This window comes from Variovorax sp. P5_A3 (genome assembly GCF_056400665.1).
In genome coordinates this window covers 181296-195626 of sequence record NZ_JBFUKW010000005.1, presented here as the reverse complement: position 1 = coordinate 195626, position 14331 = coordinate 181296, and the positions used below count along the sequence as shown (strand labels likewise).

Here is a 14331-nt window from a genome sequence, read left to right as displayed (position 1 = left end):
TCCCATGGGCGAGGCAGTCGGAACGCTCGGCAGCGCTGGCCAATGTTGTGTTCTTTCAACCACCCTGCACCACGCCATCCATGAAATTCAAGGGTTCAGACAACTACGTCGCCACACAGGATCTGATGCTCGCCGTCAACGCGGCCATCACGCTCAAACGACCTCTGCTCGTCAAGGGCGAGCCCGGCACCGGCAAGACGATGCTCGCGGAAGAGGTGGCCCAGGCGCTCGACCTGCCGCTGCTCCAGTGGCACATCAAGTCGACCACCAAGGCCCAGCAGGGCCTCTATGAATATGACGCGGTGAGCCGCCTGCGCGATTCGCAACTGGGCGACGAGCGCGTGAAGGACATCCACAATTACATCGTGAAGGGCGTGCTGTGGCAGGCCTTCACCGCCGACGAGCCGGTGGCGCTGCTGATCGACGAGATCGACAAGGCCGACATCGAATTCCCGAACGATCTCTTGCGCGAGATCGACCGCATGGAGTTCTATTGCTACGAGACGCGCGAGCTCATCCGCGCGAAGCACCGCCCGGTGGTGTTCATCACCTCCAACAACGAGAAGGAGCTGCCGGACGCCTTCCTGCGCCGCTGCTTCTTCCACTACATCAAGTTCCCCGATGCCGAGACGATGAAGAGCATCGTGGCGGTGCACTTCCCCGGCCTGAAGCAGGAGCTGCTCACGTCGGCGATGAAGACCTTCTACGACGTGCGCAACCTGCCCGGCCTGAAGAAGAAGCCGTCGACCTCCGAACTGCTCGACTGGCTCAAGCTTCTGGTCGCCGAGGACATTCCGCTCGAAGCGCTGCAGAGCAAGGACGACAAGGTCGCAGTGCCGCCGCTGGTGGGCGCGCTGCTCAAGAACGAGCAGGACGTGACCTTGTTCGAAAAACTCGTCTTCATGCAACGCAATAATCGATGAACCCCCAGGGCTTCGCGCACTTCTTGTCGCTTCGCCTACCCCCTTGTAGGGGGCAACACCGGCGGCCCGGCGAAGCCGGTTCCGCGGTGTTCCTGGCAACTCGCGCTTTGAGAGGTTGAGATGGCGTTTGTCGAACCGGTCACGCTGACGGCACGCGGCATCGCGCTGGTGCCACTTTCGCTGGATCATGAGGAAGGCCTTCGCGCCGCCGCGGCCGATGGCGAGTTGTGGAACATCCGCGTGACCTCGGTGCCCGAACCGAAGGACACGCGCAGCTACATCGAGAGCGCGCTGCAGATGCGCGAGGCAGGCAACCGCTTCGCCTTCGCCGTGACCAACGAAGGCAGCGGCGAGGTGCTCGGCAGCACGAGCTTTCACGACATCCTTCCTGCGGTGAAGCGTGTCGAGATCGGCTACACGTGGTACGCCAGGCGCTGCCAGCGCACGCACGTCAACACCACCTGCAAGCTGCTGATGCTCAGCCACGCGTTCGATGCACTGGGCTGCCACGTGGTGGGCTGGCGCACGGACAACTTCAACCACACGTCGCAGCGCGCCATCGAACGGCTCGGCGCGAGGAAGGACGGCGTGATTCGCGGCCATGCCCTACGCCGCGACGGCACGATCCGCGATACCGTCATGTACAGCCTGCGCTCGGGCGAGTGGCCCGAGGTGCGGGCCCAGTTGCTCTACCTGCTGGACAAGCCGCGCACGAGCCCTTCGCCCCAGGAGTGATTCGCCATGCTGATCGACTTCTTCTACACCCTGCGTTCCGCCAAGCTGCCGGTTTCGGTCAAGGAATACCTGACCCTTCTCGAGGCCTTGCAGGCTGATGTCGTCGGCCCGAATTCCGAGGACGCCTTCAGTCTCGACGACTTCTACTACCTGTCGCGCACCGCGCTGGTGAAGGACGAAAAGCACTACGACAAGTTCGATCGCGCTTTCGCCGCCTACTTCAAGGGTGTCGAGATGCTGGCCGATTTCACCAAGGAAGTGCCGCTCGACTGGCTGCGAAAGACGCTGGAGCGCGAGTTCACCGCCGAGGAAAAGGCCAAGATCGAGAAGATGGGCTGGGACGAGCTCATGGAAACGCTCAAGAAGCGCTTCGAAGAACAGAAGGAAAGGCACGAAGGCGGCAACAGGTGGATCGGCACGGGCGGCACCTCGCCCTTCGGCCATGGCGGCTACAACCCGCAGGGCGTGCGCATCGGCGGCGCCGGCAAGAACAAGAGCGCAGTCAAGGTGTGGGACCAGCGGGCCTACAAGGACTACGACGACAGCCAGGAACTGGGCACGCGCAACATCAAGATCGCCCTGCGCCGGCTGCGCAAGTTCGCGCGCGAAGGGCATGAGGAAGAGCTCGATCTCGACGACACCATCCGCTCGACCGCCGCCAACGCCGGCTACCTCGACATCAAGATGGTGCCCGAGCGCCACAACAACGTGAAGGTGCTGCTGCTGATGGACGTCGGCGGCACGATGGACGAGCACATCCAGCGCGTCGAGGAGCTGTTCTCGGCGGTCAAGACCGAGTTCAAGCACCTGGAGTTCTACTACTTCCACAACTGCGTCTACGACTTCATGTGGAAGAACAACCGCCGCCGCTACTCCGAGAAGTTCGCGACCTGGGACATCATTCGCAAGTACAACAAGGACTACAAGCTGATCTTCGTGGGCGACGCGACGATGAGCCCCTACGAGATCCTGCAGCCGGGCGGCAGCGTCGAATACAACAACGAGGAAGCGGGCGCCGAGTGGGTCCAGCGCCTCACGCACGCCTTCCCCAAGTTCGCCTGGATCAATCCCGAGCCCCAGGGCGTCTGGCAGTACCGTCAGAGCATTGCCGTGATGCAACAGCTCGTATCGCACCGCATGTATCCACTCACCCTCCGGGGTCTGGAGGATGCGATGCGCCTGCTTTCGAAGTAACAGATGACAGAGATGACGGTTCCGTCGACTCCCTCATCGGAGGGAGAAACTGTCAACAGATCGACATGCCACGGAAAAGTTTTGTCACACAAGACCTGGCTTCCATTACATTTAACACTTAGGGATTCAAAAAAATCCAATCCACCTGAATCCGCGGAGGTGCTGCCGTGTCTGCCCTGCTGTCATTTCCCGAGCCGTCGGTACGTGAACGAACCCTGTCGGTCGAATCGGCCAACGCGGCCTTCCGGATACCACCCGACTACCTGAGCATTCGCGGCGTGCGCCTGCCCATCGACGAACTTGTCGACCGGGCGCTGTTCGTTCCCGAACACCGACAGCGTCTGCGGCACAGGCTCCTCGACGCCAGCCCCTTCCCGCATCTCGTGATCGACGGGATCTTTCATCCGGATTTGCTGGAACTGGTTGCGGAAGAGTTCGACATGCTTCCGGCATCCGCCTGGGCTGAAATCAAGAGCAAGTACGAATGCACGCGGCGTTCGGTCCTCGGGGTGGCGCTCGGCCCCGCCCAGCAGCTCTACTTCAACATCGTCAATTCGGGCTGGTTTACCGAGTGGCTGTCCTCCCTCATCGACGTTCCCTACCTGCTGCCTGACCCCAAGCTTTTCGGCGGCGGCCTGCACGAGAGCCGCAACGGGGCGAGCTTTGCGGTGCACCGCGACTTCAACCGCCATCGGCACCTCGGGCTGAAGAACGAGATGGTCTTCATCACCTACCTCAACAAGGGCTGGGATCCGGAATGGGGTTCGGCGCTCGAACTCTGGGACAAGAAGGCCGACCACATCGTGACGACCGTCCAGCCGGAATTCGGCCGGACCATCCTGCTGCCGCACGGCCCGAAGAGCTATCACGGGCACACCCAGGTCCTTCAGACGCCCGATGGCCGCCCGCGCCGTTCGGTCGCAGCCTATTACTACACCAGTCCACTTGCCGGCAAGCAGCACGGCGACGAGTCCGCCTCGGTGTTCATGCGGCCCGCGCGCGTCGACCAGGTCAAGACATTCGCTCGGATGATCGTGCCGCCGGTGGTCTGGGCGCTGGGCCGAAGAATCACCGGGCGCTGACCGTATCCGCCTATTCGACCGGCCGGTATGACCCGGAAGGGGGTCTGCATGCTGTCAAAATGCCCGCATGCTTGGGTTGGTCCCTCCTCTCACGCCGGCTTGGATGCCGGCGTTGTTATTTGCAGGCATCCTACTTTTGCAGGGTTGCAGCCTGCTGCCGTCCAAAGAGGGCGCGGAGACGGACACGGCAGCGAGCCCCGTCGCCGGCCAGACCCGCGAGTCCAGCGGGCGCGCCGCGTTCACCGTCGACGTGCGCGCCCCGGACGCCGTACGCGACTACCTGGTGCGCAACCTGGAAATCCAGCGCTATCGCCAAGTCGACGACCTCGGCGCCATCGAGCTGTCGCGCCTCATGGTCGCGGCCGAGGGCAACGCGCGCGAACTGCTCAACACCCTTGGCTACTTCACGCCGACCCTGACGCTCGAGCTGCTCGAAACGCCCGACGGCAAGGCCCCGCGCGAAGTGAGGATCACGGCCGAGCCCGGCGAAATCACGCACGTGAGCACCGTGAAGATCGACTTCAGCGGCCCCATCGCGGACGACAAGGCGTCCGAATCGCGGCGCGACGCCATCCGCGTCGACTGGCCGATGCGCGCGGGCCAGTCCTTCAACCAGCAGGCCTGGGACAACGCCAAGGCCACTGCCCTGCGCAGCTTGACGGCCCGGCGCTATCCCACCGGCAGCATTCTCGCGAGCCGCGCCGAGATCGACGCCGATCGGAGCGAGGCCAGGCTGGGCGTCACGCTCGCGTCGGGGCCAGCGTACCGCTTCGGGCCGCTGGTGATCCAGGGCAACCAGCGATACGACGCCGACAGCATCCGCCGGCTCGCACGCGTTCCATTCGGGTCCGACTACGACCGCCAGCAGCTCCTGGACGCGCAACAGCGGCTGGCCGCCAGCGGCTACTTCGAATCGGTGTTCCTCACGCTCGACGCACAGGACACCGATCCACAGACCGCGCCCGTCATCGCACAGGTGCGCGAGGCACCGTTCCAGAAAGTGGTGGCCGGCGTCGGCTTCACGACCGACAGCGGCTTCCGCGTGTCGCTGGACCACATTCACAACAGCATGCCCCTGCTGGGCTGGCGCGCGGTGACCGGCCTCTACTACGACAAGGACAAGAAATCGCTCGGCACCGAGTGGAGCGCAATTCCGGGCGACGACGGATGGCGTTCCTTCGGGTCGGCGCAGCTCAAGAACGAAGTCTCCGGCAGCTACACGGTCGACAGCGGGCGCCTGCGCGGCGGCCGCAGCCAGGCCAGCGACCACATCGACCGGAGCCTTTTCCTGCAGTACGACTATGCGCAGAACCATGGCTTTCTTCCGCCGCCGTCCGCTTCGGCGTTGAGCGTCAACTGGGGCTGGACCGGCCGGTACTTCGACAATGCCGCCGCACCGTCCCGTGGCCAGGGGATCGCGCTGGAGCTTGCCGCGGGCTACACGCTGACCGGCGAGCGCCTCCCCTTCACGCGCACCTATGCGCGCTGGGTCGGCATCCTCCCTGTCAGCACTGTCGAAAGCGCGGATCGGTCGCAGACCCGCAGCAGCCGCATCCAGTTGCGTTCCGAACTCGGGGCGGTGGTGGCCAACGACAAGGCGCAGATTCCCGCCACGCTGAACTTCCTGACCGGTGGCGACACCACGGTGCGCGGTTATGCCTACCGCTCCATCGGCGCCGTGCGGCCCGACACCGCCGTCGTCGCCGGGCGCTACCTCGGCCTTGCCAGCGTCGAATGGCAGCGGCCCATCGTGTACGACGGAAAAATGACCGAATGGGAAAGCGCGGTCTTCGTCGACGTCGGTGCGGTGGCGGACCACCCCAGCGACATGCGGGCCCAGGTAGGCGTGGGCGTCGGTGCGCGCTGGCGCAGCCCCATCGGACCCGTGCAGATCGATGTCGCCTATGGCGTGCAGGTGCAGCAGTTCAGGCTGCACTTCCGACTCGGCTTCACCTTCTGAGATCAGCGAACCCATGGCGACCGAACCCTCCGAGCAGCCCACGTCGACGCCGTCGCCGCCTGCGCGCCGCTCGTTCGGCCGCCGCGCGCTCCGCGCATTCGCGTGGACGGTGACAGGGCTGGTTGTCCTTGTGCTGGCGCTCGCGGCGGGCGGCTGGTGGTGGCTCGGCACGAACCAGTCCCTGGCCTTCGCCCTTGCACAGACCACACGCTACCTGCCCTCCGACCAGACGCTGGAAAGCCGCGACGTCACCGGTTCGTTGCGGGCCGGTGGGCGCATCGGCTGGTTGCGCTGGGCGACCCCGAGCCTTGCCGTGGAAGTGACGGACGTTCGCATCGGCTGGGAACTGCTGCCCTTGCTGCGCCGCCGAGTCCAACTCGGCGAAGTGCACGCCGCTCAGGTGCTGATCGAACAGCGCGGGCCGCGCGACGACAAGCCCGTCGAGCCACTGCAGCAGATCGTGCTGCCCGTGGAGATCGAGCTGCCCTTCCGCATCGACGACTTGCGCTGGGCCGGTCCGCCGGCGCTCCAGGCGACGATGCTTGCAGGCCGTTATCGCTATGCCGATTCGCACCACCTGCTCGATGTCGAAGGCGTGGACATCGCCGACGGCCACTACGGCGCGCAGGTCAAGCTGCAGGGCCCGGCGCCGATGGCGATCGATGCTTCACTCAAGGGTCGCGTGCGCGCCTCGCTCGGCGAGGACCGCAGCATCGACGTGCTTGCGGAAGCCACCGTGAAGGGCACGCTGGCAGGCTCCGACGCGCGCCTCGCCGTCGCCGCGAACCTGCAACCCGTCGAGGGAGGTGCGGAGCCGCCGATGCGTGCGCAACTGCAGGCGAACATCGCACCCTGGCAATCGCAACCCGTGATCGATGCCAAGGCCGAACTCGAAAACGTCGATCTCGCCCGCCTGTGGCCAGAAGCACCCGCCAGCCAGCTCACCGGCGAAATCGAAGCCGGCCCCGACCCGACTCTCGGCGCCCTGGGCTGGCAGGCCAGCGCCGACATCCGCAATGCACTGCCCGGCCCCTGGGACACCGGCAAGCTGCCGATCGAGCAGGCCGAGGCGCGTGCGACCTTCGACGGCACGAACTGGACGCTGCCCGAAGCCACCGTGCACGTCGGCGGCGGGCAGATCGAGGCCAACGGCACCTGGAGCCCTGCTCCCGCGCCCTGGAAAGCGAATGCCACCATCCGCGGCGTACAACTCGGCGCGCTCCACACGCAACTCGCCGGCGCACCCCTGACGGGCACCGTGAAGGCCGACCAGCAGGGCGAAGCGCTTCGCTTCGATGTGGCGCTCCGGGCCGAGGGAGGTGCGGGCAGCAGGAACTCCGAAGGCCTGCGGCTCGAACGCGCCCAGGCGCAGGGGCAGTGGAAGGACAGGGTCCTGGACCTGCGCAGCCTGCGCATCGAAGCGCGGCGCGCCAGCCTCGACGGACGGCTTCAACTGCTCATCGACGAGCAGGCCGGCAACGGCAACCTGAACCTCGTCATGCCGGGCGGCACCGTGCAGGTCCAGGGACGCATCGCGCCCGCCACCGGCAATGGACAGGTCAGGGCCCAGGTCGGCGATGCCGGTGCGCTCCAGAGCTGGATCGAAAGGCTGCCCGAGGTGAACAACCCGTTCGGCGGAGCCAGTGTTTCGGGCAATGCGAGTCTCGAGGCCAGTTGGCAAGGCGGATGGCAGGCCGTGCAGCGCCGGTTTCAGAACGCGAACGAGCCGGCCGCGCGCGGTGCCGCCGAACCGACGATCCAGGCGACGCTGACCGCGCCCAAGCTCGACCTGCACCTTCCGCCTCCAACGGCGGCCGAAAGCGCCAAAGCCATCGCCTTCAGCGGCGTGCGCGCGGAACTGTCCGGGAGCCTCGCCCAGGCCACGCTCGCCCTCAAGGGCGAGGCGTCGAGCGGCACGCAGAAGGTCACGCTCGACGTCCAAGGCAGTGGCGGCATCGAACGCGCGAACCAGTGGCGCGCAGCGCTCGCCTCCCTGCGAGTTCAAGCGCAGGACAGCACCCGTCCCGGTCCGTGGACGGTGGAACTGAGCCGCGCCGTCAGCGCCACGATTCGAAACGTCCCAGGCGCCAACGCGCGGCTGGAGGTCGAAGCTTCCGCCGCAGCAGCCACGCTGCGCGGCCCTTTGCCCGGCACCGTACAGATCGACTGGGACCCTCTACGCTTCAGCCGTTCGGGAGCAGAGTCCAGCCGGGCTTTCCGTGTCCAGTCAAAGGGCCGGATGCAAGGCCTGCCGATGGCATGGGCGGAAGCCTTCGGCGAGAGCACGACGCTGGCCACGGTCGGTTTCAGCGGCGACCTGGTGTTCGATGGCGACTGGGACATCGATGCGGGCGACAAGCTGAGCGCCCGCGCCCGGCTCATCCGCAAGAGCGGGGACCTTCGCGTGCAAGCGGGCGAGGCCGCATTGGTCACGCGCATCACCAGCCACGGCACCGGCACGCCCAGCGAAACGACGATGGACGCGGCCGGCCCCGGCGCCAGCACACCCGCCGGCCTTCGCCTGGCCGAACTGAAAGTCGACGCCGAAGGCGACACGGTGCGCGGCAATCTCGCCTGGGAAAGCGAACGCGCCGGCGAGATCCGCATCGAGGCCAGCACGCACGTGCAGCAACGCCAGGGCGGCTGGCAATGGGCCGCCGACGCGCCGCTCTCCGGGCGCATCACGGCACGGATGCCCAACCTGGGCGTCTGGTCGATGCTGGCGCCACCCGGCTGGCGCATGGCCGGCACGCTGCAGACCGACGCCACGCTCTCGGGCAGCCGCACCGATCCGCGCTGGACCGGCACGCTGAGCGCCGACCAGCTCGCCCTGCGCGCGCTGGTCGAAGGGCTGGACCTTCGCGACGGGCGCCTGCGGGCGAAACTCGAAGGCAACCGCGTCGAGATCACGGAGTTCAGCCTCAAGGGCGGCGCCGGCAGCCAGACCCGCATCGCAGGGCAGAGCGGCAACCTGAGCACCGCGGCGAGCGAAGCTTCGCGCGACGGCGGCACGGTTTCCGCACGAGGCGATCTGTCGTGGGGTCCGTCGCCCGCGACCGGTGCGGGAACGGGCATCCGCATGTCCATGCAGGCCCAGGTTCGCGCGCTGCGCGTGCTGGTGCGCGCCGACCGGCAGGTCACGCTCTCGGGCGATGTGCAGACGCGGCTGGAAGGCGGGCAGTTCACCGTGCGCGGCGACCTCCGGACCGATCGCGCCGTCATCATCCTGCCCGAACAGACCGCGCCCAGCCTCGGCAGCGACGTGGTGATCCGCTCGGCCGCCATCGACCGCGAGGCCGCGATCGAAGCCGAACGCCGGGCCGCGGCCAATCAGGCAGAAGTGGCCAAGGCCCAGACGGCCAAGCCGCCGGACATCGCGGTGAACTTCGACCTCGGCGAGGACTTCGCTGTCCAGGGACGCGGCGTCACCACGCGGCTCGCGGGCAAGCTCGACATCCGCAGCAACGCCGTCGGCGCTCCGCCGCGCCTCACGGGCGAGGTCCGGACCGTCAACGGCCAGTACCGCGCCTATGGGCAGCAGCTCACCATCGAAACCGGGATCGCGCGCTTCAACGGCCCCTTCGACAACCCGCAACTCGACGTCCTGGCCATCCGGCCGAACATCTCGCAGAGGGCCGGGGTCGCCATCACGGGCACTGCGCAATCGCCGCGTGTGCGGCTGTACTCGTCGCCACAGCTTTCGGACCAGGAGACGCTCTCATGGCTGATGCTGGGCCGCGCCTCGGCCACCAGCGGTGGCGAATCCGTCATCCTGCAGCAGGCGGCGCTGGCGTTGCTCGGCGGCCTTGGCAGCGGCAATACGGGCGGCGGGCTCGCGAGCCGCTTCGGACTCGACGAAATCGGCTTCAAGGGACCCGGCGAGAGCGGCGAAGTGCGCGATTCCGCGGTGACCGTCGGCAAACGCCTGGCGAGGGATTTCTACGTCACCTACGAGCGCAGTCTCGCGGGTACGTTGGGCTCGCTGTTCATCTTCTATGACCTGACCACCCGGCTCACCATGCGCGCCCAGGCGGGCCAGCCTAGCGGGATGGATCTGATCTACACCTTGCACTTCGATTGAACTGGTAAAGTTGCTGCCGCTTTCGTCCTCGTAGTTCAATGGATAGAACGGGGTCCTCCTAAGACTCAGATACAGGTTCGATTCCTGTCGAGGGCACCACACACCGAGAGGCGGGCGCTCGACAAGCCAAGGCCGCCCAAAAAGGGGAGACAACCTTGTTTGTGGATTCCGAAGACTCATTGACCGGCGCCCTCCTCGCACGGCGTCAGCTCCTCCAGGCCTCGGGCGCCCTCGGCCTCGGCGGTCTTCTCCCTTCGATGGCCATGGCCCAGGCCACCTGGCCCACCAAGTCCGTGCGCTTCGTGGTCCCCTTCGCTCCCGGCGGAAGTTCGGAGATCGTGGCCCGCTCCACCGCCGCCGAGCTCTCCAACACGCTCGGGCAGAGCGTGTTCGTCGACAACAAGCCCGGCGCCGCAGGCAACATCGCCATGGCCGAGGTCGCGCGCAGTGACGACCAGCACACGATCATCCTCGGGCACATCGGCACGCTGGCGGTCAATCCGTACATCTTCGACAAGCTGCCGTACGACCCCAACAAGGATTTCAAGCCCGTCAGCCTGCTGGCGAAGGTGCCCAGCCTGTATGTCCTGCACCCTGACGTGCCGGCAAAGAACCTCACCGAGTTCATCGCCTATGCCAAGTCCAGGCCCGGCAAGCTGAGCTATGGCTCCGCGGGCAACGGCAGTGCGGGCCACCTCGCCTTCGAGTACCTGAAGATGACTTCAGGCGTCTTCATGCTGCATGTGCCCTACCGCGGCACGGGCCCGATGCTGACCGACCTGCTGGCAGGCCGGCTGGATGCATCGGCGATCGGCGCGGCGGCGATCATCCCCTTCATCAAGTCCGGCAAGGTGCGTTGCATCGCGACCGGTTCGGCGAAGCGGCTGCCCCAGTTACCCGACGTACCTACGGTTGCGGAGCAGGGCTTCCCCGGCTTCGAGATGACGCAGTGGTACGGAATGCTCGCTCCCGCGAGCATGGCGCCCGCCAACGTTGCGAAGCTTTCCGCCGAGACCATGAAGGCCGTCCGCTCGCCCGCGGCTTCGGAGCGTCTTCGCGGTGACGCGGCCGAAGCGGTCGGTGGCACGCCGGAGCAGTTTGCCCAGTTCATCGCGTCGGAACAGGCGCGCTGGAAGAAGGTGATCGCGCGGGCCAACATCAAGCCGGACTGACGTCCACGCGCCATGCCCGGAAGACCGGGGGTTCGCCGCCGGACGGGTCCATGCCCTAAAATCAATGGACATGCCCCGCTGGCTCGTCGCTTCTCTCATCGCTTTCATGCTGTCCTGCTTCGGCTTCGCTGCCGTCGCGCACGGTTCGGCGAATTCGCCCGATCACGGTGGGGCCCAGCTGACCCATGTCCAGCATGATCTGTCGTCCAACGATGCACCGATGGACGACGCCGAGGACGCCTCCGCGCTCCAGGACGACGTCGGATCCAACTGCACCGAGGCCGCAACGGGTGAATTCCGCGCCTTTCTCGCAGTGTCCGCGTCCCAGCCGGTCCCGCAACCGGCAATGACAGCCACACCCTCACCCTTCCTCGCGCTGCCCAAGCGGCCGCCGCGCGAGCGCGCCTTCATTCTCTAAGGCTCGCCGCCTCGAGAGCCCTTCGGCTCCTGCCTCTCGATGCGAGCGCACTGCATCGCCGCGTCCGCGCGCCCGATGCGCTCATTCCCACTGAAAGAATCACCGATGCGTCTAACCACCAAGGGTCGCTTCGCCGTCACCGCCATGATCGACGTGGCACTCCGGGGCCGCACGGGTCCCGTCAACCTCTCCTCCATCAGCCAGCGGCAGCGGATTTCGCTGTCCCACCTGGAGCAGCTTTTCGCCAAGCTGCGCCGTCACCAGCTCGTCGAATCCACGCGCGGACCCGGCGGCGGCTATTCGCTGGGCCGCAAGCCGGCCGAGATCACCGTGGCACACATCATCCTGGCCATCGATGGCGACGCTGACTACGAGGCGAGCCAGTTGCAGGATGAAGTTCCGGGCGCGGTGAAGCGCTGCACGACGGACGAGCTCTGGGCTTCCGCCAATCGGCGAGCCCTGGAGTTCCTGGATTCGGTCACGCTGCAGAGCCTGGTCGACGAACAGATCGCCAGGGGCGTGCTGCTCGAGCGCGAACGGCCGTTGCGCGCGCCGGTCCCCGCTGCGACAAGCCGGCCTCCGATCCGGGTCAACGCGCCGAACTCTGTCTTCGCGTTGGGCGCGATGCTGGCAAAACGTTCCTGATGGCGGGAGCCCGGGTCAACCGGGGCGTATCGTGTGGGCTTGAACATCCGCACGACACGTCCCCCGCATGACCGCCCGCCCGCTCTCGCCGCCGCATGACATCGCGGTCCTCATCGGCCGCTTCCAGCCCTTTCACGACGGCCATCTGTCGCTGTTGAAGCTGGCGCTCGACACGGCCCCGCAGGTCGTGGTGGTGATCGGATCGGCCTTCCAGGCCCTTTCGCCCAAGCATCCGTTCACCTGGCAGGAACGGGCGGAGATGATCGGCCAGGCAGTCCCCGAGGCCGAGCGCCAGCGGCTGCGCTGCGTGCCCGTGCGCGATTATTTCGAAGAGACGCGCTGGATCCAGGCCGTGCGGCACGCCGTGACCGGCGGCGACGCCGCGTCGTCACTCTCGATCGCGCTCACCGGCCATTTCAGGGACGCCACCCGCGAATACCTCCGCACCTTTCCTGACTGGGCCTTGCACGCAGCAGATGGCGTGCCGGTGCGGCGCGCGAGCGCGATGCGGGATGCACTCTTCGCTGCGCCGGAAGCGGCGTTGGCGGCGCTCGCTGACGACATGCCGCCGAGCAGCATCGATTTCCTGCGCGCATGGAGCAAGCAACCACATTTCGAGGCGCTCGCGGAGGAAGCGGAACTGCTCAGGCAGTACGAGGCTTCGTGGGCCGTGGCGCCCTACCCGCCGGTGCTGGTCACGGTCGATTGCGTCGTCAAGTGCCGAGACAAGGTCTTGCTGATCCGTCGTGGCCAGGCGCCGGGCAAAGGCCTGTTCGCGGTTCCCGGTGGATTCCTGGAGCAGCGCGAAACCACGCTGCAGGCCGCTCTTCGCGAACTCGACGAGGAGACGCATCTCGACCTGCCCGCCGACGCCTTGCGCGCCTGCCTGAAGGCCACGGACGTGTTCGACCAGCCCGACAGAAGCCAGCGCGGACGCACCATCACGCACGGTCATTTCTTCGATCTGGGCGAGCGTGAACCGCCCGCCCTGCAGGCCGGCGACGATGCCGCCGAGGCCGAATGGACGCCCATCGCCGAGCTGTGCACGCGGGAAGATCGCTTTCTGGACGATCATTTCCAGATGCTCGACCACTACCTCGGACTGCTCCGGCGCTGAGACAGCCTGTAGGCATGGGACCACGCGGTCCCCTTGTCTTTTCCGGCATCGGGCAGCCAAGCGCCTGGCTAAGGTGAGTTCACACACACACCAACCGGAGACCTTCATGAAAAGCATCATCCTGTGGCTCTGCGGCGTTCCGCTCGTGGTGATCATCGGGTTGAAGGTCTTCGGCCTCCTGTGAACGATTCCTCCTCCCGGCGCTACCCGGCGCCGTTATACAGCGCCTCTCGGGGCGCTGTTTTTTTGGGGCATCGCTATTTGAGTTCGCGGCGCAAGGCCTGGACGTCTGCGTGCAGGCCCTTGGCCCATGCGCGGCGATCGCGTCCCATGGAGGCCTGCGGCTCGCCAAAGCGCACGATGGCGAGCAGCGGCGGCGCCTTGAGCGTGTTCCACACCGAGACGAGCAGGTTGTCGTCATCGATGTAGCGCGGTGCATAGCTGGTTTCGCCGGTCTCGGCGTCCGCGAATCGCAAGGCGGCTGGCTGGACCGGCGCACCGGACGAGATGGCCGCCTGGAGCAAATTGGCATGAAAAGGCAGGAGCCCATGACCGTCGCTGGTCGTGCCTTCGGGGAAGACGGCAATGACATCGCCGTTGCGCAGCGCTTCCGTCATGTGATGCACCACGCGCACCGCGTCACGCCGCCTTTCGCGCTCGATGTAGAGCGAGCCGGCTCCCGTCGACAGGGTGCCGATCACCGGCCAATGACGCACCACCGACTTGGAGACGAATCGAACGTGACGGGCCGCATGGATCGTGACGATATCCAGCCACGACAGGTGGTTGCACACCAGCAGCAGCGGGCCATGCGCGGGCGCTGTGCCCAGCACCGTCAGGCTGATCCCCATCAGGTTGAGCATGCGCTCGGCCCATTGCTGCACCTGCTGCTCGCGCTCCGCGGGCGACAGGCGCGAGAACCTCGTGCGGATGATCCACCAGCCCGATGCAATATGCGCGATGGCACGCAGCAGCCTGAGGCTGGCGGAGAGGGCTTGCATCCG

At 66.5% G+C, this 14331-nt stretch carries 11 protein-coding genes and 1 tRNA gene; 11 read left to right on the top strand and 1 reads right to left on the bottom strand.

Going from position 1 to position 14331, the window contains the following annotated elements; all coding sequences use genetic code 11:
• Positions 1 to 80: 80 nt before the first annotated feature.
• The 11 genes from AC1D3B_RS10245 to AC1D3B_RS10195 all read left to right on the top strand — a co-directional run bounded on the left by AC1D3B_RS10245 (position 81) and on the right by AC1D3B_RS10195 (position 13327).
• Positions 81 to 923 (top strand): AAA family ATPase, encoded by an 843-nt coding sequence (locus AC1D3B_RS10245; protein ID WP_478190548.1) that lies wholly within the window; start codon positions 81 to 83, stop codon positions 921 to 923.
• A 120-nt stretch (positions 924 to 1043) separates the two neighbouring features.
• A complete protein-coding gene (locus tag AC1D3B_RS10240; RefSeq protein ID WP_478190547.1) occupies positions 1044 to 1658 on the top strand; it encodes a GNAT family N-acetyltransferase in 615 nt (204 codons plus the stop codon).
• Positions 1659 to 1664: 6 nt separating this feature from the next.
• Positions 1665 to 2852, top strand: coding sequence for a vWA domain-containing protein (locus AC1D3B_RS10235; protein WP_478190546.1), 1188 nt, complete (start codon positions 1665 to 1667; stop codon positions 2850 to 2852).
• Between the two features lie 167 nt (positions 2853 to 3019).
• Positions 3020 to 3934 (top strand): 2OG-Fe(II) oxygenase, encoded by a 915-nt coding sequence (locus tag AC1D3B_RS10230; RefSeq protein ID WP_478190545.1) that lies wholly within the window; start codon positions 3020 to 3022, stop codon positions 3932 to 3934.
• A 67-nt stretch (positions 3935 to 4001) separates the two neighbouring features.
• Positions 4002 to 5894 (top strand): autotransporter assembly complex protein TamA, encoded by a 1893-nt coding sequence (locus tag AC1D3B_RS10225; protein WP_478190544.1) that lies wholly within the window; start codon positions 4002 to 4004, stop codon positions 5892 to 5894.
• A 13-nt stretch (positions 5895 to 5907) separates the two neighbouring features.
• Complete coding sequence (locus AC1D3B_RS10220; RefSeq protein WP_478190543.1) at positions 5908 to 9975, top strand: translocation/assembly module TamB domain-containing protein; 4068 nt, start codon at positions 5908 to 5910, stop codon at positions 9973 to 9975.
• A gap of 24 nt (positions 9976 to 9999) precedes the next feature.
• Positions 10000 to 10074, top strand: a tRNA-Arg gene (locus AC1D3B_RS10215).
• Between the two features lie 80 nt (positions 10075 to 10154).
• The gene (locus AC1D3B_RS10210) at positions 10155 to 11147 is read left to right on the top strand and encodes a Bug family tripartite tricarboxylate transporter substrate binding protein (protein WP_478190542.1); all 993 of its coding nucleotides are present in this window, start codon (positions 10155 to 10157) and stop codon (positions 11145 to 11147) included.
• Positions 11148 to 11217: 70 nt separating this feature from the next.
• Positions 11218 to 11565: a hypothetical protein gene (locus tag AC1D3B_RS10205; RefSeq protein WP_478190541.1), complete on the top strand. Its 348-nt coding sequence runs from the start codon at positions 11218 to 11220 to the stop codon at positions 11563 to 11565.
• Positions 11566 to 11670: 105 nt separating this feature from the next.
• Positions 11671 to 12210: an Rrf2 family transcriptional regulator gene (locus AC1D3B_RS10200; RefSeq protein WP_478190540.1), complete on the top strand. Its 540-nt coding sequence runs from the start codon at positions 11671 to 11673 to the stop codon at positions 12208 to 12210.
• Between the two features lie 67 nt (positions 12211 to 12277).
• Positions 12278 to 13327 (top strand): NUDIX domain-containing protein, encoded by a 1050-nt coding sequence (locus AC1D3B_RS10195; protein WP_478190539.1) that lies wholly within the window; start codon positions 12278 to 12280, stop codon positions 13325 to 13327.
• A 257-nt stretch (positions 13328 to 13584) separates the two neighbouring features.
• Here the strand turns inward: AC1D3B_RS10195 and AC1D3B_RS10190 are convergent, their stop codons facing one another.
• Entirely contained in the window at positions 13585 to 14328 is a 744-nt protein-coding gene (locus tag AC1D3B_RS10190) for a lysophospholipid acyltransferase family protein (protein WP_478190538.1), read from the bottom strand.
• Positions 14329 to 14331: the final 3 nt, after the last annotated feature.